Below are 20,717 nucleotides of genomic sequence, written 5' to 3'. Positions count from 1 at the left end.
CTACCATCCCTACATCTAGTGGTTACACCGCTGTAGTTAGTCCACATGTTGTACCCAACTGGACGGGCGTCATGCACACCCTGTGCACACGATGTCCACAGATTCATCCCCAGGCATCGCACCCCGGCGGGAGCGCGAACACCACGCGCGCCCCAGGGCCGCGTGGTGCTGCCCGAGAGTCCCTGACGTGACCGAGAGGAGGTGGCCCGACCATGCACTGCCCGTTCTGTCGACACAACGACAGCCGCGTCATCGACAGCCGCACCGCCGACGACGGTGCGACGATCCGACGTCGCCGCCAGTGCCCGGCGTGCAACCGCCGCTTCACGACGAGCGAGACCGCGACCCTGACCGTCATCAAACGCTCGGGCGTCACCGAACCGTTCAGCCGCCCCAAGATCGTCTCCGGCGTCCGCAAGGCCTGCCAGGGGCGGCCCGTCGGCGACGACGATCTCGCCGTGCTCGCGCAGCAGGTCGAGGAGCACATGCGCGCCAGCGGGCAGGCCCAGATCGAGGCGCACGAGGTGGGCCTGGCGATCCTGGGCCCTCTGCGTCGGCTCGACGAGATCGCCTACCTGCGATTCGCGTCGGTCTACCAGGGCTTCGAGACCCTCGACGACTTCGAGGCCGCCATCGCGCTCCTGCGCGCCGAGCGCGACATGACGTCGAGCGACGCAACGCACGACTCTCCGGGCCACCCCGGGGAGCGGGGGGACCAGCACGACCACGACATCTCAGCCGACACCTCCTCGCGCGCCCACCACGGGGTGCTCGAGGGATCGCACATGACGCCGCGTCAAGGAGGAACCAACTGATGACCGAGACCACCGGTGCACGCACTGGGGCCCGCAAGGGTGCGCCCAAGGGCGTGCAGATCGAGCGCATCTTCACCACGCCCGGCGTCCACCCGTACGACGAGGTGACCTGGGAGAAGCGCGATGTCGTCCAGCAGAACTGGAAGACCGGCGAGACGATCTTCGAGCAGCGCGGCGTGGAGTTCCCGGCGTTCTGGTCGATCAACGCCAGCACGATCGTCACGACGAAGTACTTCCGCGGCGCCCTGGGCACCCCGAAGCGCGAGTCGTCGCTGCGCCAGCTCATCGACCGCGTCGTGCTCACCTACGTCGCCGCCGGCAAGAAGCACGGCTACCTCGCGACCGAAGACGACGCGACGCTCTTCGAGCACGAGCTGACCTACTGCCTCCTGCACCAGGTGTTCAGCTTCAACAGCCCCGTCTGGTTCAACGTCGGCACCCCGAGCCCGCAGCAGGTCTCCGCCTGCTTCATCCTCTCCGTCGACGACTCGATGGACTCGATCCTCAACTGGTACAAGGAGGAGGGCTTCATCTTCAAGGGCGGTTCGGGCGCCGGTCTGAACCTGTCCCGGATCCGCTCGAGCAAGGAGCTGCTGTCGTCCGGCGGCACCGCCTCCGGGCCGGTCTCGTTCATGCGCGGCGCCGACGCATCCGCGGGCACGATCAAGTCGGGCGGGGCGACCCGCCGCGCGGCCAAGATGGTCGTCGTCGACGTCGACCACCCCGACATCGAGGAGTTCGTCGAGACGAAGGCGCGCGAGGAGGACAAGATCCGCGCCCTGCGTGACGCCGGCTTCGACATGGACCTCGGCGGCAAGGACATCGTGTCCGTGCAGTACCAGAACGCGAACAACTCGGTGCGCGTCAGCGACGAGTTCATGCGCGCCGTCGAAGACGGCGGCCAGTTCGGGCTGCGCGCCCGCATGAGCGGGGAAGTCATCGACGAGATCGACGCCCGCGACCTGTTCGGCAAGATCGCCAAGGCCGCGTGGGAGTGCGCCGACCCGGGCCTGCAGTACGACGACACGATCAACGACTGGCACACCAACCCGGAGACGGGCCGCATCACCGCCTCCAACCCGTGCAGCGAGTACATGAGCCTGGACAACTCCAGCTGCAACCTCGCGAGCCTGAATCTGCTGAAGTTCCTGCGCGAGGACGACACGTTCGACGCGGACACGTTCGCCAAGGTCGTCGAGCTGGTCATCACCGCGATGGACATCTCGATCTGCTTCGCGGACTTCCCGACCGAGTCCATCGGCGACACGACCCGCGACTACCGCCAGCTCGGTATCGGCTACGCCAACCTCGGTGCCCTGCTCATGGCCACCGGCCACGGCTACGACTCCGAGGGTGGCCGCTCGCTGGCGGCGTCGATCACCTCGCTGCTCACCGGCGCGGCCTACCGCCGCTCCGCGCAGCTCGCCGCGGTCGTCGGCCCGTACGCCGGGTACGCCCGCAACGCCGAGCCCCACCAGCGGGTCATGCGCAAGCACCAGGCGGCCAACGACACGATCCGCACCCTCGACGAGATGGACACGCAGGTGCACCGCGTCGCGACCCGCGCGTGGGACGACGTCGTGCGGCTCGGGGCCAAGCACGGCTTCCGCAACGCGCAGGCCTCGGTGCTCGCCCCGACCGGCACGATCGGCTTCATGATGGACTGCGACACCACCGGCATCGAGCCCGACTTCTCGCTGGTGAAGTTCAAGAAGCTCGTCGGCGGCGGGTCGATGCAGATCGTCAACCTGACGATCCCGCGGGCCCTGAAGAAGCTCGGCTACCAGGACGAGCAGATCGAGGCCATCGTCGAGTACATCGCCGACAAGGGGCACGTCGTCGACGCGCCCGGCCTGAAGACCGAGCACTACGAGGTCTTCGACTGCGCGATGGGCACCCGGGCGATCCCGCCGATGGGTCACGTGCGGATGATGGCGGCCTGCCAGCCGTTCCTGTCCGGCGCGATCAGCAAGACCGTCAACCTCCCGCAGGAGGCCACGGTCGACGACATCGCCGAGGTCTACCTGCAGGGCTGGAAGCTCGGCCTCAAGGCACTCGCCGTGTACCGCGACAACTGCAAGGTCGGGCAGCCGCTGTCCGACGCCAAGGCGCAGGGGTCGTCGGCCTCCGCCGCGGAGCCGGTCGTCGAGAAGGTCGTCGAGTACCGCCCGGTGCGCAAGCGCCTGCCCAAGCGCCGCTCGTCGCAGACGACGTCGTTCTCGGTCGGCGGGGCAGAGGGCTACCTGACGGCCAGCTCCTACCCCGACGACGGCCTCGGCGAGATCTTCCTGAAGTTCGGCAAGCAGGGCTCGACGCTGGCCGGTCTCATGGACGCGTTCTCGCTGGCCGTGTCCGTGGCGCTGCAGTACGGGGTGCCGCTGGAGACGTACGTCGAGAAGTTCACCAACCTGCGCTTCGAGCCGGCCGGCCTGACCGACGACCCGGACGTGCGCATGGCGCAGTCGATCATGGACTACGTCTTCCGCCGCCTCGCGCTGGACTTCCTCGACTTCGAGACCCGCTCCTACCTGGGCATCCACTCCGCCGAGGAGCGCGCCCGCCACCTGGAGACGGGCTCGTACGAGCAGGAGGAGTCCGACGACGAGTACGAGGACGAGCTGGCGAACTTCTCCCAGACCGCGGCCCCGAAGGGTCCGTCGTCCGCGAGTGGCTCGAGTGGCTCCGGCAACTCGGCCGGCTCGGGTGGCGGCTCGGAGGCGGTGGCCACGGCCCGCGCCGTCAACCTCTCCTCCGGCAGCGGCGCCGCGGCGGCCAAGCCCGTCGACGCCGAAGTCCACTCGTCCGCGGAGCTGTTCGAGAAGCTCCAGGGCAAGGCGGCCGACGCGCCGATGTGCATGACCTGCGGCACGAAGATGCGCCCCGCCGGCTCCTGCTACGTCTGCGAGGGCTGCGGCAGCACCAGCGGCTGCAGCTGACGCCCGGCGCTCACGGCCTGCGCGCCGTGAGCGACACCGGAACGACGAGGTCCCCGGTCCGCCTGCGGCGGGCCGGGGACTTGTCCTCCGTCACGGGTGTCGCCGCTCGGACGGGGAGTCGGTGGGTGGCACCGGTGTGGGAAGCCCCGACGCACCGTCGGGGACGAGCGCATGGCCGGGGGTGGGACGTGTAGCGGTCACGCGTGTCTGCGGCGCGATCCCTCAGAGTCGGGCCGCGAACTCCGGTTCGTGCTGGCGCTCGACGATCTCGCGGGCCTCCTCGTGGTCGACGGCGGCCGGGGCCGACCCCCACATGCGGCGGCCGTTGGGCTCCGAGAGCAGCCAGACGCTGATGAGGCCGATGACCCCGGCGAAGATCATGTAGAAGGCCGGGGCGTTGAGGTTGCCCGTCGCCGCCACCAACGAGCCCGAGATCAGCGACGTCGTGCCGCCGAACAGCGAGACCGCGATGTTGAACGAGATCGACAGGCCGGCGCCGCGCAGGTGCGTCGGGAACAGCGACGGCAGGGTCGAGGGCATCGCGGCGCTGAAGCACACCGCGCCGGCGGTCATGAGCAGCAGCCCCGGCGAACACCGACCCGACGCTGTCGGCCTGCATGAGCAGGAACATCGGGAACGCGCCGACGGAGATGATGACCGACCCCGCCACCAGCAGCGGCTTGCGGCCGATCCGGTCGGAGTAGCGGCCGACCAGCGGGATCGTCACCATCGCGATCGCCATGATGGCGATCTGCAGCAGCTCCGAGGTGCGTGGCGAGATCCCGCCGCCCGTCGCGTGCGGCAGCGTCGAGCTGACGTAGGTGGGCACGTACGAGGTGAGCATGTAGGCCGTCACGTTCCACGTGATGACCAGGCCCATGCACACGAGCACGAACGGCCACAGCGCCAGCAGGTCGCGCGCCGTGTGGCGGGTGCGCAACTCCTTCTCGCGGGCCTCGGACTCCGCCTCCATCTGCTCGAAGGCGGGGGTGTCGGCCAGCTTGGCGCGCATGTAGACGCCGACGAGGCCGAGCGGCAGGGCCACGAAGAACGGCACCCGCCAACCCCAGTCGAGCATCTGCTCGTCGGTGAACAGGAAGCCGGTGAGGGTCACCGCTGCCGCGCCCATGAGGTACCCGACGTAGGTGCCGAATTCGAGGCAGCTGCCGAGGAATCCGCGGTGCCGGTCGGGAGCGTACTCGGCGATGAACGTCATCGCGTTGCCGTACTCGCCGCCGGTCGAGAAGCCCTGCACGAGACGAGCGCACAGCAGCAGCACCGGCGCCCACAGGCCGATCGACTGCGGGCTGGGGATGCAACCGATGGCGAACGTGCCCAGCGCCATGAGGATCATCGTCGTGGCGAGCACCTTGTTGCGACCGATGCGGTCGGCCAGCGGTCCGAAGAGCAGCCCGCCGAACGGGCGCACGAGGAACGCGACGGCGAACAGCGCGAACGTCGCGATGAGCCCGGTCGTGTGGTCGAGGTCGGAGAAGAAAACCTTCTGGATGGTGGGCTCGAAGAAGGCGTAGACGCCGAAGTCGTACCACTCGGTGGTGTTGCCGATGGCCGCGGCGCCGATGGCGCGGCGGATCACCGGCGGGTCGGTGACGATGATGTCGTCGGCCTCCCAGCGTCTGGGCGGCTCCTGGTGAACGAGGACCATTGCGGCACTGTGGCGTCTGGTTCGACGGCGAAACCAGAGCTGATTGTTACGTCTTCGCCGTCGTTTTTCAGCCGCGTCACAGGCCGGCGCGATCGCGAGAAGCTGACCTGCGAGGGCTGCAGATCCGCCCGACGGCGCAGGTCACCCCTCCAAGAGCCCCAGATCGGCCAGATCGCCGAAGAACCGCTGCAGTTCGGCGGCGAATCGTCGGCTCGCCTCCAGCTGTGCCCAGTGCCCGCACTCCGGCACGAGCACCAGCCGAGCGTGCGGCATGCGGCGGGCCGCCTGGGCCGAACCCCGCGGGTCGACGAGGCCGTCGTCGCGGCCGTGGAAGAACAACGTCGGCGCGGCGATGCGCGCCACGACCGGCAGCAGGTTGTTGCGCATCCCCGTCGGGCCGAGCGTCGCCTGGTTGTAGCGCCGGTACCCCAGGCCCTCGGGGTGACGACGCGCCTGCGCCGCGAACTCGCGCCGCACCGGCTCCGGGAGGGAGCCGACATCGCGAACCACCGACCGCAGCGCCACGTCGATGTGCCGGTTGGCCAGCCGCACCAGCGGGTTCAGCACCGGCTCCGGGAGCCGGGACGCGGCCCACGCGAGCAGCTGCAGCGGCCGATTGCGGAAAATCGGGACCAGCCCACCGGGCGCGATGAGCACGAGCGCCGCCACGAGATCGGGGCGGGCCAGCGCGAGATTGAGCGCCACGTCACCGCCCATCGACACCCCGACGACCACGCACCGGGACACCCCGAGGCGGTCCGCGACGTCGGCGACGAACGCCGCCTGCCGGTCCGGGCCGCCGACGGGGGAGACCGTCGTGAGCCCGAAACCGGGCAGGTCGGGAGCGTAGACGGCGCGCGCAGGCGCGTCCTCACGCGGCCCGCCCGGCGGCCCGAAGCCGCCGATCGTCTCGAACAGCTCGTACCAGGAGACCGCCGCGCAGTCCGAGCCGCCGCCGTGCAGGAGGAGCACCGGCACGGGCCGGGGCCCGCCGGTGTCGTCCGTGGCGTCGCCGGTGTCGTCCGTGGCGTCGCCGGTGTCGGGGGTGGCGGCGTCGTCGCCGCTGGCCCGGTCCCGCAGCACGCGCACCGTTCCGCCGGGCACCGACAGGCACTGCGCTCGCGCACCCGGGGGAACCAGCGGAACCTCACTCACGGCATCCCCCTCCACCTGCGCCCGGCGGCGCCGCCGGCGTCTGGTGGTGTTGCGTCGCGCGAGCCCGGGCGTGCTGAGTCGTCCATCGGAACCGCCTCTCGAGTTCGGGGTCGCCCGTGCCCATTGTGCCCGCCGAGGCGACCCGGACCTCGCGCCCGACCCTGCGACCGGATGAACCGAAAGGAACGTCAAGGGAACCCGCCAAGTCAACCGCCTCGCGACGCTCAGCCCGTCGGCACTCGGGCCGATGAACAGGCCAGAGGCCGTGATCGAACAGAGGTCCGGCGAGGAGGTCCCATGTCCGGCACCACCCGACGCGGAGCCCGAGCGGGCGCCGCCGCCATCGTCGTGGCCGTCGTCATCGGTGCGGGTGCCGCCGCCACCCTCCTCGGCGTCGAGGACATCGCCCGTGAGACGCCCGCCGCGCCGGCCACGACCTCGACCACCGACGCATCTGGTGCGACGCGCCCGTCGAGTGACGCAGCGTCCGGGGTGGCGGCGGCCCGCACCCGCACCGCGTTCACGGTCGTGCTCAACGGAGACATGCTGCTGCATCCGACGCTGTGGCGCACTGCGGCCGCCGACGGCAAACGCAGCGGCGCGCGGCCCTATGACTTCCGGCCCCTCATCGGGGCGATGCGCCCGCTCGTGTCCGGGGCCGACCTGGCCATCTGTCACCTCGAGACGCCCGTCGGCAAACCCGGTGGCCCGTTCCGCGGGTACCCGTCGTTCACCGTGCCGCCGCAGATCCTGCCGGCGCTGACATGGGCCGGCTACGACGCGTGCACCACCGCCTCCAATCACACGATCGACGACTCCTTCACCGGGTTGGCGCGCACGACGAGGGCGCTCGACGCGGCCGGGCTGGCGCACACCGGCAGTTGGGCCACCGCGCAACAGGCTCGTCGGCCGCTGATCATGACCGTCAAGGGTGTGCGGGTCGCGGTCGTCAGCGGCACCTACGGCCTCAACGGGCTCCGGTTGCCCCGCGACAAGGCGTGGGCCGTCGGCACCATCGACCCGGCCCGCCTCATCGGCGAGGCGAAGCGGGCCCGCGCCGCCGGCGCCGACGTCGTGCTCGCTGCCCTGCACTGGGGGCAGGAGTACCGCAACGCCCCGACCGCTCAGCAGAAGAGCATCGCCACCGCGTTGAGCCGGTCCGGCCAGTTCGACCTCGTGTACGGCCACCACGCCCACGTGGTGCAGCCGTTCCAGCGGGTCGGCTCCACCTGGGTGTTGTACGGCCTCGGCAACGCCGTCGCCCATCAGGCCGCGAGCCGCTCCGGCACGTACGAGGGGGTCACCGCGCGGGTGACGTTCACGCCGCTGAGCGGCTCACCGCGGTGGAAGGTCAGCGCCTTGGAGTATGTGCCGACGGTCATCCTGCGCGAGTCCGCGGGGCGGCCCGTGCGGGTCGCCCCCGTCTCCGCGGCGCTGGCCGACCCGCGCCTCGCTCGCGGGCAGCAGGCCCGTCTCAAGGCGGCCCGCGCCAACGTCGTCAAGGTCGTCACCTCGCTCGGCGCGACCCGCGAGGGAGCCCGCGAAGGCCGCTGAACAGACCGCTGAGCACGACGCGCGGCCGCCGCCGGAAGGGACCCCGGATACGCGAAAGGCGCTCAATCCGAACCCCAGGTCAGATTGAGCGCCTCTCGCGTGTGTCGTGCCTGCGCCGGCCGCAGCCTGCGCGGGTCTAACGAATCAGTACGCCCCGGATCCCGCGACCACCGCACGGAACGTGCGGAACAGGATCTGCAGGTCGACGATCGGCGACCAGTTGTCGACGTAGCGCAGGTCGAGCCGGATCGACTGCTCCCAGTCGAGGTTGCTGCGGCCGCTGATCTGCCACAGACCGGTCATGCCGGGGCGCACGTGCAGCCGGCGCATCGCGTCGGGCTCGTACTGCTCGACCTCGGCCTGGCTCTGCGGACGCGGTCCGACCAGCGACATCGTGCCGAACAGCACGTTGAACAGCTGGGGCAGCTCGTCGAGGCTGTACTTGCGCAGGAAGTGGCCGATGCCGGTGATGCGCGGGTCGCGCTTCATCTTGAACTGCACGGCGTTGCCGTCGGACATGTGCAGCAGCGACTCGAGCTTCTTCTCCGCGTCGACGCACATCGTGCGGAACTTGTAGATGGTGAACATCTCGCCGCGCACACCCACCCGCTTCTGCCGGAAGATCACCGGGCCCGGGTCGGTCACCTTGATGGCGAGCGCGATCCCGATGAACAGCGGCGACAGCATGAGGATGAGGAAGAAGGCGAGCGTGCGGTCCATGAGGCTCTTGAGGATCACCGAGCGGCGCGTGGCCGCAGGGCGCTCGATGTGCAGCAGCGACATGTCCGTGGACTGCCGGATCGACAGGCGCGGGCCCGCGACGTCGAGGAGGCCGGTGGAGACGACGAGCTCGACGCCCCGCTCCTCCAGCGCCCACGCGAGGCGGCGCAGCTGCTTGCCGGCGAGCTCCGGGTGCGAGGTCACCACGACGACCTCGGCGTCGACCAGGTCGACGGCGGAGATCGCCTCCAGCGGCGAACCCATGACCGGCACGTTCTCGATGTCGGTCGTGGAGTTCCACTCCGAGTCGCGAGCATCCATCGCCGAGGTGCACACCGCGACCGGCTCCATGCCCTGGTCGGGGGAGCTCTTGATGTTGCGGATCAGCTCGGCGACCGCGTCGGCCCGGCCGACGACGACCGTGCGCTGCATGAGCCGACCGTTGCGGCGCAGCGCGTGCAGCCAGTGCCGCATGAGCCGCCGGGCGAGCACGCCGAGGGCGAAGAGCCCGACGATCAGCGTGATGACGTACATGCGGCTCCACTGCACCTTGACGAACATGCCGGCCACGGCCAGCACGCCGAGCAAGGTGACGGTCGCCCGCGCCACCGCGCGGTACTCCTCGTCGGAGACGCCCAGATACCGACGCTCGTAGGCGCGCGACAGCGCCAGCATCGCGACCCACACGAACGGCATCGCCAGGCTGGCCATGATGTAGCCGCTGCCGACGTCCTCGCGAGCCGGGCCCAGCACGAGCGCCAGCGTCACGACGACCGCGCCGACCAGGAAGTCCAGGCCGAGCAGTCGGTGCGTGTACTTGTCAGACCACGTGCCGGTGCGCGGCGCGTGGCTGAAGATGTCGCCGTCCATGGACGGCGCGGACAGCGACGTCGCTCCCCTCAGCGACGTCGTCGAGCGAGTTGCGACGCGCGGGCGCTCGACACGGCGTGCGTGTCGCTCCTCCCGAGCAGCCTCTCGTTCGTGAATAGACAAGAGAAGTCCCCTCCCAGATAACGAAAAAAACCACTACGACGCGCTCGCCGAAGCGATGTGTGTCGTAGCCCCCGAAACCCCACTGCCGTCCTGCTTCCGTTGCACCCTTGAACCGAACGGCTGACTTGGACGACAGACCAGAGTCTAGACACTGACTGGTGGTCACGTCACGCCAGGAAAGCCATCGTGTTGTGCCCTAACGGAATTCACACATCATACCGAGCTTGGACACCGGTCTGTGAGCGGCATGCCGTCGAAACCTAACACGTTCAAGCTCTGGGTTCGGGGAGGCGCTGCAGGCCCCGATGCAGTGCCCCACCGCACTGCGTGTTGCACCCCTGTGGTTCGTCGTTCGCGTGGGTCGCGGGGTATCGTCGCCGAAGGTCTGCACGGCCGGTGCCGACGTGCGGGGTAGGCGCGAGGAGCGCACCATCCGGCCACCTGGGCGCCCTGGCGGTCCGCCGCTCGGGATCGCCGGGTTCGAGGCGGGGCGTGGTCCGCGCGGTCGCCCTCCGCTCGCAGGCCGTCGACCGACGCAAGAAAAGGACGCAATCGAGCAAGCGCGCGTTCGACCCCGGGGGCGGGGGACGAACGACGAGCACGACCGCGACAGGCGCGACAGGTCGCCCGGGACCGGTGCGACCCGCCGTGGACAGCCGTGGACATGGGGGGAATGGCACAGTGACAACATCCATCCGGCCGACCGAGGCCACCACCGAGCATCGTCAGGAGACACAGGACGTGACCGAGGCAGGGCAGGTCGAACTGTCCGACATCGAGGTCGTGCTCGTCAGCTACCGCAGTCGCCCCCACGTCGAGGCCCTGCTGCAGCTGTGGGGCCCGCAGGTGCAGGTGGCCGTCGTCGACAACTCCGGCGGCGCCGACGACCTGCACGAGCTGGACCACGCGATGCCGCACGTGCGATACCTCGACGGAGGCGGTCAAGGCTTCGCGCGTGCCGCGAACCTCGGCGCCTTCACCAGCGAGGCGCGGTTCGTCGCGTTCGTCAACCCCGACTCGCGCCCGACCGCCGACGACCTGCTGGCCCTCGCGAGCGGCCTGGCCGCCGACTCCGACGCGGCCTCGCACGCCGCGACGGTGACCGGGCACGACGGCGACGTGGAGATCGGCGTCGGTGGGTGGGAGCCCAGCATCGCCCGTACCGCCGTGTTCGCCTTCGGCCTGCACAAGCGGATGCCGACGGCCGGCATCTACGCCAAGCCCCAACTCGGGGAGCAGCTCGACCTGGAGTGGACGACCGGTGCGTGCATGGTCGTGCGCGCGCAGACGTTCCGCGAGCTCGGCGGCTTCGACGAGTCGTTCTTCGTCTACAACGAGGACATGTCGTTCGGCCGTCGCGCCCGGGAGGCGGGCCTGCGCCAGGTGTTGCGCGCCGACATCGTCGTGCCGCACGGCGCGGGTGGCTCCGGGGCGCCCTCGAAGGAGATGCTGCGCCTGCGCGGCGCCTCCTTCGCCAACTACGTCGAGCGGTACCACGGCGGCGTGGCGGCCAAGACGATGCGCGGCTCGATGGCGCTGGGCTACGCGCTGCGGTCCGCGCAGCGCCGGTTGCAGGGCAACGACGACCTCGCGGCCCAGTACCGGGCTTACATCGGCGGCCTCCTGGAACGCACCGCGTACGTCGGGGGAGTCGAGGTGGCGCGGGAGCGGTTCGAGTCGACCGAGCCGGAGCACAACGACGAGGTCGGCGGCTCCGCCGCCCCGTTCCTGTTCGTCACCAAGGAGTTCGGTCTGCCGGCGACCTCCGGTGGCATGTTGCGCACGCTGGCGATGGTGCGCTGGCTCGCCGGCCACGGCAACGTCGTCGTCGTGCACCCCAAGGGTGTGCACGGGGCCCGTCGCGATGCCGACGGCCAGATCGTCATCGAACAGCTGCGCACCGCGCCGGAGCGCAGCCTGGCTGCCGACGCGGCCACCGTGTTCACCTACCGCAGCATCGGCGCGCCCCGCACCTGCGGCAGCCCCCTGCTCGTCGGGCTGCGCGAGACCCTCGACCAGCTCGGCCCGTTCCGCGCGGCCGTCGTCGACCACACCTGCGTCTTCGGTGTGGAGCGCCTGCTCCCGGCGGACCTGCCGGTCGTGCTGAGCACCCACAACGTCGAGTCCGACCTCATGCACCAGCGCGCCGAGGCCGAGACCGGGTGGCAGCACTACGCCGCGCTCGCCGAGTCCCGGCTGCTTCGTCACCTCGAGAAGAGCGTGGGAGCTCGGCGCCCGACCGTCGTGTGCACCGCCGCCGACGGGGAGGCGGTCACCGCCGACACCGACGGCAACGCGGTTGTCGTCGCCCGCAACGGCGTGACGCCGCCGACCCGTCCGCTGCGCCGGGAGGCGGAGCGCGAGGGCCGCATCAACGCCGACGAGTTGCTGTTCACCGGCGCGCTCGACTGGCGACCCAATGTCAACGGCATCCTGTGGCTGCTGGAGTCGCAGGCCTGGCGCGACCTCGTCGCCGAGCGCCCGAACCTCGTGCTCACCGTCGCCGGGCGCAACCCCTCCGCCGACTTCGTGCGGCGCGTCGAGGCCGCGGGCCACGCCCGGGTCGAGGCCGACGTGCCGAGCATGGAGCCGCTGCTGGCCCGGGCCCGCCTCGGCGTGGCCCCGCTCCTCGAGGGCGGCGGGTCGCGCATCAAGCTGCTCGAATACGTGGCCTACGCGCTGCCGAGCGTGTCGACGGTCGTCGGCGCGTCCGGCCTCGACGGGCTGCCCGAGCGGGCCATCCTGCAGACGCCGCAGGACGCGCAGGCGTTCTGCGACGGTGTGCGCCGCGCCCTCGACGAGGGGCCGCTGGTGCTCGACGAGTCCGACGTGCAGGCGATGCTCGACCGCTACGGCTGGGACCGCGCCCTCGCTCCGATCGCGGGCGTGCTGCAGGCGGTCTGAGCCGGCGGTCGAGGCCTGCGGTAGCGAGAAACCCGGGGTGGTCCGTCCGCCGGCTTCGAGCGGGACGTTTCCGTCGCTCAGGCGGCGGGGACCGCGGGTGTGCCGGTCAGCGCGCCCGTCGCGGCGACGGCCGGCGCCTGGTTGAAGTCGGGGTGGCGCACGAGCCCCCCGAGAAAGCCGGTGCCCCAGGCGTGGTGCGTCAGCATCGCGATGGGGCCCATCAGCAGCAGCCGGCGATCCCGCTCCTGCGCGGCGGTGCGGACACCGACCGCCACGCAGGCGCCGGCGTAGGCCAGCGGCGCGACGAGGGTACTGCGGGAGCGCCCCGCGGCCAGCAGGCAGGCTGCGTTCAGCGCGGTGACGGCGGCCGGCGCGATCTGCCGCACCCGCGGTCGGGTGCGGTGCTTGACGGTGTTCCAGGCCCGCCCGCGCCCGTGGTTGTACTGCTGCCGGGCCAGCGTGCGCCAGTTGCGGCGCGGGAAGTACGTGATGGCCGCGCCGGTGTCGAGGAAGATGCGACCGCCTCCGCGCACGAGCCGCACATCGAGTTCGGCGTCCTCGTTGTGCATCATCCGCGGGTCGTACCCGCCGGCGCGCACGAACGCGTGCCGATCGAAGGCCGCGTGGTGGCCGTGGTCGACGTACCGGGACTCGCCGAGCCGGCGATGTGCCGAGCCGCCGTTGCCGAGAAGGCTGTTCTGGGTGGCGGCGACGGCGTGCTGGAAGGCGGTCTCACCGTCGGCGACCATCGGCACGACGACGGACACGCAGCTCTGCTCGCGCAGCGCGCGCAGCCCGTCGACGACGCGCCGGAGGAATCCCGGGGGGTACTCGGCGTGGCAGTCGGTGCGCACGACCACGTCGACGTCGTCGTCGGCCAGCTGCACCGCGAGGTTGACGCCGCGCGACTGGGTGCGGCCCGGGTTGTCCAGGAGCCGGATGCGCGGGTCGCGTCGACTCATGTCGGTCACGATGCCGCGGGTGCCGTCGGTGCTGCCTCCGTCGGCCACGACAAGGGTGATGTCGAGGTCGTGCACGGAATCCATGAGCTGCCCCACCGCGGTGGCGATGAAGGGCGCCTCGTTGAGAGCGGGCATGACGACCAGCACGCTCATGACTGACCACCTTTTCTGACCTGGCTGGATGCCACGCGCGGTGACACGGGCGCGAGACATCACGTCCCGCTGAGCGCTCTGCGGCGCGCCACGACGGCACACGGTCACACATCCGCCCCGGAGGGGTGGCGCAAGACCACGGGGCGCAGAGGCGTCGGGCTGCAGCCTAGTGCGTCACTGTCGCGATCACGACATCCTGCGCCCCGCGGCGGCGGCTGCCTGCGGCGGCGGTCCGGCTCGACGACGAATTCGCTACTGGCAGTGAACTGGGCGAACGTCTTGCTCGTCTCGAATCGTGAACACCGCCCGGGAGTGTGAGTCCGGTGGGGCCGCGGCCCGGGGAGGCGGGCCGGCGAATCCCCCCGGATGGCCCGCTGATCCAGCGCCCACCTCGCCGACGGCATGTCCGTCCAAATGGAAACAGACATCTGAGTTCTTCCGATTGTGACCTATGCCACTCCTGCGGGCTGGCGCGGAGGGCTCAACTTGCGGGTGGCAAGGGTCGATTCACTCAACGTCCCACCCCTCCTCCCCCAGTCCGAAAGTCCCCCCATATGCGTGCTCACCACCCAGCGGGTGGGCGCAGGATCACGGCCGCCATGTCCCTGACGGCCATGTCCGCGTCGCTCACCCTTGCCGTCCTGCCCGTTCCGGCCGCCGCGGCGGCCCCGTCTCCGGCCCAGTCGCCGGCTCAGTCGTCCGTTCGGTCGCCGGCACTGTCTCCTGTTCAGGCGCCCGTTCAGGCGCACCCCGCGGCGCAACCGGCGGCGGTCACGACCAAGGTCGCCGCGCGCGTCGTCATGGAGCCGACGCCGATCAAAGACACCGCCGGCAACACCTGGTCCGCCCGATCCGGATTCGACGGCGGGGCCTACTCCCGCAGCTACGGCAGCAACGTCGACATCCTCGGCACCCGCGACGACGACCTCTACCGGGCCGAGCTCGTGCGGTTCAACCGCTGGAGCCGGCCGGTGGCCAACGGCACCTACATCGTCACGTTGAAGATGCGCGAGGCGTGGTGGACCAAGCCCGGCCAGCGTGTCTTCGACGTGCTCGCGGAGGGCCAGACCAAGCTGACCGACGTGGATATCTACGCCGCGGTCGGTCAGCGTCGCGCCTACGACCGCACCTTCCAGGTCGACGTCCGCGACGGCCGCCTCGACCTCGCGGTGCGCAACAAGAAGGACAGCGCACTCGTCTCCGCGATCAAGGTCAACCAGGTCGTCTCCGGGTCCACGCCGGCGCCGACGAATCCGGCTCCGACGAATCCGGCTCCTACGCCTGCCCCGACCACGCCGGCTCCGACGACTCCGGCCCCGGCTCCCAGCCCATCGAGCCCAGCGACTCCGGCCACGAAGCGACCGAGCGGCCTGATCTTTGACTCCGGCAGCTTTCCGATGCACAAGGCCGACCGGCTCACGAGCTTCGAGCGGGCCCGCGGCAAGAAGGCCGACGTCATCACCGTGTTCCCCGCGCGCGAGTCGTGGGACGCGATGCTCGGCGCCTGGTTCATGGACTCCGCGCGGATCCCCGCGGGGTACCAGGGCACCCTCGACGTCGGCGTGCCGCTGTGGCCGGACGACGGCAACCTGTCGACGGCCACCCGCGGCGGGTACAACGCCCAGTGGGAACGCTTCGGCCGGCTCATCGCGAGCCGCTACCCGAACGCGTACATCCGGCTCGGCTGGGAGATGAACCTGCCCGGCTGGAAACACGCCGCCTACCCCGGCAGCGCCGAGCAGTGGAAGACCGCGTACCGGCACGCCGTCACCGCGATCCGCAAGGGCGGCAAAAACCTTCGCATCGCATGGGTGGTCAACGAAGGGCCGGGCCAGACGGGCACCAAGGACGCCCGGATCTTCTACCCGGGCGACGCCTACGTCGACTTCATCGGCATGGACGCCTACGACTGGTGGCCGGGGTACACCACCGCCGCCAACATCGCCCGGCACCGCGACGCGGAGTACGGGTGGAACTTCTGGTTGAACTTCGCCAAGGCGCGCGGCAAGAAGTTCGTGCTCCCCGAGTGGGGAGTCGCGCCCGCCAACGACGCCAGCGGCGGCGACAACCCGACGTACATCAACTTCGTCTACGGCTGGCTGAAGGCCAATCAGCAGTGGATCGGCTACGAGAGCTACTTCGATGAGTCCGCCTCGTACATTCGCTCGGCGCTGTTCAGCCACAACCCGAAGGCGTCGGCGGAGTACAAACGCTGGATGTCCCTGCTGGTCGCCCGATAGGAAGGGGCCGCCGCGGCGGGTGCGGGCCCTTCGCCCGCACCCGCCGCTCGGCGCGGGCGCCCGCGGATTCAAGGATCAAACACTGCGTGGTGAAGTGCCCAGACGGATACGGTGGGAGCAACATTCAGTGGCGGTGGGTGGCGATCGGTCACTGGCGCCGCCGGTCGAAGGAGCCGCACAGATGTCGACGATCGCCCTGAGCCACCTCCCGGTGCCGTCGGGATGGCGCAACGCAGATGCCTTCTACGGGCCGGCCCTCGAGCGGATCCGCACCGCGGTGCGCGATCCGCGCGCCACCGAGCGCGTGGCCCGCTACTACAGCCGCGACAGCAACTACCCGGGCGCCACCTTCAACAGCCTGGGCGACCCCGATCCCGGTCGCATCACCGAGCGGGACCTGCTCGCCGTGGCCATGATGGACACCCGCACCGAGCCGTCGATGGTGCGCGCCCTGCTCGAGGGGGGGTCGGCGCACGACACCGTGCGCGAACTGCTCGACCCGCAGCGGCTGCCGGTCGACGCGCGTCTGCAGGAGGCCGACGCCGACCTCGTGCTGGCCATGGACCAGCTGTACACGACCCTGCGCGCCCTCGTACCGCCTCCGGTCGACCGGTACCAGCAGAACTGGGCTCCCGCCGCCAAGCTGTGCGCCCGCAAGCGCCCGAACCTGTTTCCGCTGCGCGCCGAAGGCACGATCCGCTACCTGGGCATGTGGCCCTCGCGCTACCAGGTCGACTGGCAGGTGTTCCACCACGTGCTCAGCGACGCGCAGCTGCGTGACGACGTCGCCCGGATCGTCGAGCGCGCCGCCGAGGCCCCCGGCGTAGACGTCGGCGACCCCGGACACCTGCTGCGCCACCTCGAGGTCATCGTCTGGATGCACGCCCCCGCCGCGCACAACTGACGGCTCTCAGCTCACCCCGCGAACCCGCTCGGCCCCGCGCCGGGCGGGTTCGTCGTGCCCGCGGTGGTCGAGGCGATCGGCGGTCGCCCACGTGGCGGGCTCGCCGAGGAATTCGCCATATCGACGATCCCGATGAGCCCCTCGACGGACCCACAGGGCGTTGACCTGCGACGACGCTGAGGAGTGCCTCGAAGCGATCGTCGTTATGGCGAATCGAGCGCGGGTGCCCCGCGTCGGGGCGGGCGCGAAGCGCCGGCCGAACCCCGCGGATCGCCGCGATCCGCCCTACTCGGAGGCCTCCGCGCCCCGGCGGCGCGGCGGCTCGCCCTGTTCGCGGCGCTCGGGACGTTCGGGGCGCTCGGGGTGCGTGGGGCGGGCCCCGGGGCGGCCGGGTTGCCGATGCGCCTGCGGGTGCCGGTCGGGCAGCACGATGGGGCTGGTCGGGTACTCGCCGGTCGGCGGCCCGGACAGGATCTCCATCGTGCCGGTGTCCATCCACGGGTTGAACGTCGGCATGTACCGCCCCGAACCCGCCGGGGTCGTCGGCGCCCAGCCCTGATTGTCCAGCAGCAGCCGCGACATCACCTCGTTCGGCCGCTCCAACAGGGGACGCAGCGGGATCGCGCCGGTGTCGGGGCGGCGCACCCGGGCCTGCACGTCGAGCTCGGTGAGCACGGCCTCGATGCCGGACAGGATCGAGCCGTGCATGAGCCACGCCGAGGTGTCGTCGCCGGGGTCGACGAGCAACAGCTCGGTGAGCATCGCCCGGGTCTCCTTGAGGATCTCCAGGGTTCGCGTCAGCGCCGCCTCCGCCTCGGCGTCGCGCCCGCGGGCCTCGGAGACGGTGAGGTTGCCGAACGCCGTGATGCAGTCGCCCATGTCGGCGAGCACCACGGCGAGGGCGCGGCGCAACTCGACGTCGTACTCGTCCTGCGGCTCGTCGAGCAGCGGCGCCTCCTGCTGCAGGGCGAGCAGGGTCTGGCGCACCGCGATGATCGTGCGGTCCAGGGCCGACACCCCGTGCTGCAGCACCGGCAGCGCGTCGACGTGCACGAGCGCCCGCGTGTTGAGCCGGCGGGTGTCGCGGGCCTCGGCGATGGCCGCCTCGGCCCGGCTCACCAGCGGCAGCAGGGCGTGGATGTCGTGCAGCCACGCCTCGACCCGGAGGCGGTCCACGCCGTGTTCGAGCTCCTCGCCCGCGGTGTGCAGCACCCGCGCGGCCCCCGTGGCGACCTCCTCGACGGAGCGGGCCGCGCTGTCGAGGCGCACCGGCGGCGGGAACGCGAGGGTGAACGCCATGCCGACCGCGGCGCCGATGAGGGTGTAGCCGACGCGGGTCGCGCCGGCGGACCCGTGTTGGGCGGCGCCGAGGATGAGCATGGCGCTGATCGGGGTCTCGAGGATGTGGTCGCCGAGCTTCATGAGGTGCCCGAGCGTGAGGGCCGCGCCGATGACGAGCCCGAGGCTCCACCACGTCAGGCCCACCCAGCTGGAGACGACGGTCGCGACGAGCACCCCGGTGAGCACCGCCATGACCCGCCAGCGCCCTTGTTGCAGCGAGCCGGTCGCGCTCGCCTGCACGACGAGCAGCGCGGTCAGCGGGCCGGTGAGGTCGTTGTTGCCGGGGCTGATCGCCTGCGCCAGCAGGTACGCGAGCACGGCCGCCACCGTCAGCCGCGTGATCCGCGTCGCGTACGGCCGCACGCGGTTGAGCAGGCCGTCGAGGCGTGAACTGACGAGGCGTCGACGATGCGGTGACGCCCACAGTCGGCGCAGACGGCGTAGTCCGGTGCCCGGCACCGCTCCAGGATGGCACGCGCAGGGCCGCGCGCGGCCCGACTAGGTGCCCTCCGCTGCGGCGGGGGAGAATCGGCGCATGAGTTCCACGACGACGACGGGTGCGGGCCGGTCGGCGGGCGCCCCGCCTCCCGACGGGGGCGCCGGCTCGCCAGGTGGTCCCTCCGGTGGTTCCTCCGGTGGTCCGGCAGGCGGGTCGCCGGGTGGGCCGTCGGGTGGGTCGAGCACGCCGATGGGCCTGTCGGAGGCCGACGCCGCGCGGGCCGCCGCCCTGCGCCGGATGCGGATCATCGCGACCTCGCTGCTCGGGGTCGCGGCCGTCGTCTTCGTCGCCACCCTGCACCGCGGCGGCGTGTGGGGTTACGTCAACGCGACGGCCGAGGCCGCGATGGTGGGCGCGATCGCCGACTGGTTCGCGGTCACGGCCCTGTTCCGTCACCCGCTGGGCATCCCGATCCCGCACACCGCGCTCGTGCCGCGCAAGAAGGACGTGTTCGCCAAGAGCCTGGAGGACTTCGTCGTCGGGCACTTCCTCACCGGCGACGCGGCCCGCGAACGCTATCTGGCCTCCGGGGCCAGCGTGCGCGCCGGGCAGTGGCTCAGCGACCGCGGCCACAGCGAGAAGCTCGTCACCGAGGTCTCCCGCATGCTCGGCCGCGGCGTCGAGCACGTCCGCGAGGACGACATCCGCGAGCTCGTCGAGGGCTCGCTGCTGCCGCGGGTGGCCGCCGAGCCCGTCAGCCCGCTCGCCGGGCTGCTGCTCGAACACATCGCCGCCGACCGCATCCATCAGCGGCTCGTCGACATCGTCGTCGGGGAGGCCCACACGTGGCTGCTCGACAACCCGCGCACGTTCATGGCGATCATCACCGAGCGGGCCCCGACGTGGGCGCCGAGCTGGGTCAACGACATCGTCAGCGACCGGGCCCACACCGAGGCCGTGCGCTGGGTGCGCGACGTGCGCGACAACCCCTACCACAGCGTCCGGGTCGCCATCGACGAGCTCGTCGGCGATCTGGCCCGTGACCTGCAGGAAGACCCGATCACGATGGCCAAGGCCGAGTCCGCCAAGGAGGTGCTGCTGGGCCACCCGCAGACCACCGACACGGTGCTCGCGATCTGGGAGGTGCTGCGCTCGGCGCTGCTGCGCTCCCTGCAGGACGAGGACGGGCAGGTGCGCCGCCGCCTCGTCGAGGAGTCGGTGAGCTTCGGGCGCCGCCTCGTCGACGACGAGACGCTGCGGGGCCGGGTCGACGGGCGCGTCGGCGACATCATCGCCTCGGTCGTCTCGACCTACGGTCGCGAGCTGGCCCCGGTGATCTCGCAGGTCATCGCCCGCTGGGACGGCAAGGAGGCGGCCCAGCGCATCGAGCTGCACGTGGGCCGAGACCTGCAGTTCATCCGCATCAACGGCACGATCGTCGGTGGCCTCGCGGGTCTGATCATCCACGCCCTGTCGCAGCTGGCCGCGTAGCCGGCCGGCCCGCCGCAGGCGACGCGTCGGGGGAGTCCTCCGGGGAGCCAGGCACGAGGTAGCCGTCGGCGTCGAGTCGCCCCGGGAGCCGGGCCGGTGCCGCCAGCCACGGCGCGCTCGCCTCCACCCACCCTGGCTCGGAGGTGGCGGTGGTTGCGGTGGGCGCGACGGGTTCGAGCCGCACCGACTCCAGCGGGGTGCCGAGGGTGCCGAAGCGCACCCGGTCGGGCGCGTTGGCGGTCAGCGGCCCGAACGCCTGCGGCGGCGTCCACGCCTGGTAGACGACGATCCCGGCGCCGAAGTAGGCGTCGAGCACCTCGGCGGGCAGCGCCTGCGGCCCGGCGCAGATCGCGACGCTCGGGCGGCCCAGCGCGGCGCGCGCGGGCGCGAGCACCGTCGCCTCCAGGAGCCCGTGCCCGGCCCGGCTCAGCGCGGAGACCTGAC

General features: G+C 71.3%; 11 protein-coding genes and 2 pseudogenes. 7 read left to right on the top strand and 6 right to left on the bottom strand.

The window, feature by feature from the left end; genetic code table 11:
* Positions 1 to 212: 212 nt before the first annotated feature.
* Positions 213 to 659: pseudogene (nrdR, locus tag PINTE_RS08630) on the top strand (transcriptional regulator NrdR); the annotation flags it as partial.
* Between the two features lie 155 nt (positions 660 to 814).
* Complete coding sequence (locus PINTE_RS08625; RefSeq protein WP_068428753.1) at positions 815 to 3,751, top strand: vitamin B12-dependent ribonucleotide reductase; 2,937 nt, start codon at positions 815 to 817, stop codon at positions 3,749 to 3,751.
* Between the two features lie 10 nt (positions 3,752 to 3,761).
* Here the strand turns inward: PINTE_RS08625 and PINTE_RS08620 are convergent, their stop codons facing one another.
* Positions 3,762 to 5,417 (bottom strand): MFS transporter, encoded by a 1,656-nt coding sequence (locus PINTE_RS08620; protein WP_217996542.1) that lies wholly within the window; start codon positions 5,415 to 5,417, stop codon positions 3,762 to 3,764.
* 141 nt (positions 5,418 to 5,558) lie between these two features.
* Entirely contained in the window at positions 5,559 to 6,572 is a 1,014-nt protein-coding gene (locus tag PINTE_RS24255; RefSeq protein WP_281178847.1) for an alpha/beta fold hydrolase, read from the bottom strand.
* Positions 6,573 to 6,869: 297 nt separating this feature from the next.
* Here PINTE_RS24255 and PINTE_RS08610 point away from each other — a divergent pair, with 297 nt between their 5' ends.
* Positions 6,870 to 8,126, top strand: a complete 1,257-nt coding sequence (locus tag PINTE_RS08610) for a CapA family protein (protein ID WP_068428746.1) — start codon at positions 6,870 to 6,872, stop codon at positions 8,124 to 8,126.
* Positions 8,127 to 8,270: 144 nt separating this feature from the next.
* Here PINTE_RS08610 and PINTE_RS08605 read toward each other — a convergent pair whose 3' ends face one another.
* A complete protein-coding gene (locus PINTE_RS08605; protein ID WP_068428743.1) occupies positions 8,271 to 9,716 on the bottom strand; it encodes a sugar transferase in 1,446 nt (481 codons plus the stop codon).
* 804 nt (positions 9,717 to 10,520) lie between these two features.
* Between PINTE_RS08605 and PINTE_RS08600 the strand changes: the two genes are divergently transcribed.
* The gene (locus tag PINTE_RS08600; protein WP_245642870.1) at positions 10,521 to 12,743 is read left to right on the top strand and encodes a glycosyltransferase; all 2,223 of its coding nucleotides are present in this window, start codon (positions 10,521 to 10,523) and stop codon (positions 12,741 to 12,743) included.
* A gap of 77 nt (positions 12,744 to 12,820) precedes the next feature.
* Here PINTE_RS08600 and PINTE_RS08595 read toward each other — a convergent pair whose 3' ends face one another.
* The gene (locus PINTE_RS08595) at positions 12,821 to 13,858 is read right to left on the bottom strand and encodes a glycosyltransferase family 2 protein (protein ID WP_068428738.1); all 1,038 of its coding nucleotides are present in this window, start codon (positions 13,856 to 13,858) and stop codon (positions 12,821 to 12,823) included.
* A 599-nt stretch (positions 13,859 to 14,457) separates the two neighbouring features.
* On the opposite strand from PINTE_RS08595, the gene PINTE_RS08590 reads away from it, so the two are divergent.
* Both PINTE_RS08590 and PINTE_RS08585 read left to right on the top strand, forming a co-directional pair.
* Entirely contained in the window at positions 14,458 to 16,098 is a 1,641-nt protein-coding gene (locus PINTE_RS08590; protein WP_068428736.1) for a malectin domain-containing carbohydrate-binding protein, read from the top strand.
* A gap of 181 nt (positions 16,099 to 16,279) precedes the next feature.
* A complete protein-coding gene (locus PINTE_RS08585; RefSeq protein WP_068428734.1) occupies positions 16,280 to 17,002 on the top strand; it encodes a DUF6308 family protein in 723 nt (240 codons plus the stop codon).
* Between the two features lie 285 nt (positions 17,003 to 17,287).
* Here PINTE_RS08585 and PINTE_RS08580 read toward each other — a convergent pair whose 3' ends face one another.
* Entirely contained in the window at positions 17,288 to 18,802 is a 1,515-nt protein-coding gene (locus PINTE_RS08580) for an FUSC family protein (RefSeq protein WP_084343383.1), read from the bottom strand.
* Positions 18,803 to 18,878: 76 nt separating this feature from the next.
* Here PINTE_RS08580 and PINTE_RS08575 point away from each other — a divergent pair, with 76 nt between their 5' ends.
* Positions 18,879 to 20,273: a DUF445 domain-containing protein gene (locus PINTE_RS08575; RefSeq protein WP_245642869.1), complete on the top strand. Its 1,395-nt coding sequence runs from the start codon at positions 18,879 to 18,881 to the stop codon at positions 20,271 to 20,273.
* Here the strand turns inward: PINTE_RS08575 and PINTE_RS23180 are convergent.
* Positions 20,242 to 20,717, bottom strand: a pseudogene (locus PINTE_RS23180) (hypothetical protein); the annotation flags it as partial. The gene PINTE_RS08575 and the pseudogene PINTE_RS23180 sit on opposite strands and share 32 nt — an antisense overlap.

This window comes from Piscicoccus intestinalis NBRC 104926, from assembly GCF_001515525.1.
Lineage (GTDB): Bacteria > Actinomycetota > Actinomycetes > Actinomycetales > Dermatophilaceae > Kineosphaera > Kineosphaera intestinalis.
Note: the sequence above shows the minus strand (reverse complement) of the source record. Positions and strands in the feature narration are given on the sequence as shown.

Coding starts and splice junctions, on each gene's coding strand:
- PINTE_RS08625 (WP_068428753.1), top strand. CDS start 815: ATGACCGAGACCACCGGTGCACGCACTGGGGCCCGCAAGGGTGCGCCC.
- PINTE_RS08620 (WP_217996542.1), bottom strand. CDS start 5,417: ATGGTCCTCGTTCACCAGGAGCCGCCCAGACGCTGGGAGGCCGACGAC.
- PINTE_RS08610 (WP_068428746.1), top strand. CDS start 6,870: ATGTCCGGCACCACCCGACGCGGAGCCCGAGCGGGCGCCGCCGCCATC.
- PINTE_RS08605 (WP_068428743.1), bottom strand. CDS start 9,716: ATGGACGGCGACATCTTCAGCCACGCGCCGCGCACCGGCACGTGGTCT.
- PINTE_RS08595 (WP_068428738.1), bottom strand. CDS start 13,858: ATGAGCGTGCTGGTCGTCATGCCCGCTCTCAACGAGGCGCCCTTCATC.
- PINTE_RS08590 (WP_068428736.1), top strand. CDS start 14,458: ATGTCCCTGACGGCCATGTCCGCGTCGCTCACCCTTGCCGTCCTGCCC.
- PINTE_RS08585 (WP_068428734.1), top strand. CDS start 16,280: ATGTCGACGATCGCCCTGAGCCACCTCCCGGTGCCGTCGGGATGGCGC.
- PINTE_RS08575 (WP_245642869.1), top strand. CDS start 18,879: ATGAGTTCCACGACGACGACGGGTGCGGGCCGGTCGGCGGGCGCCCCG.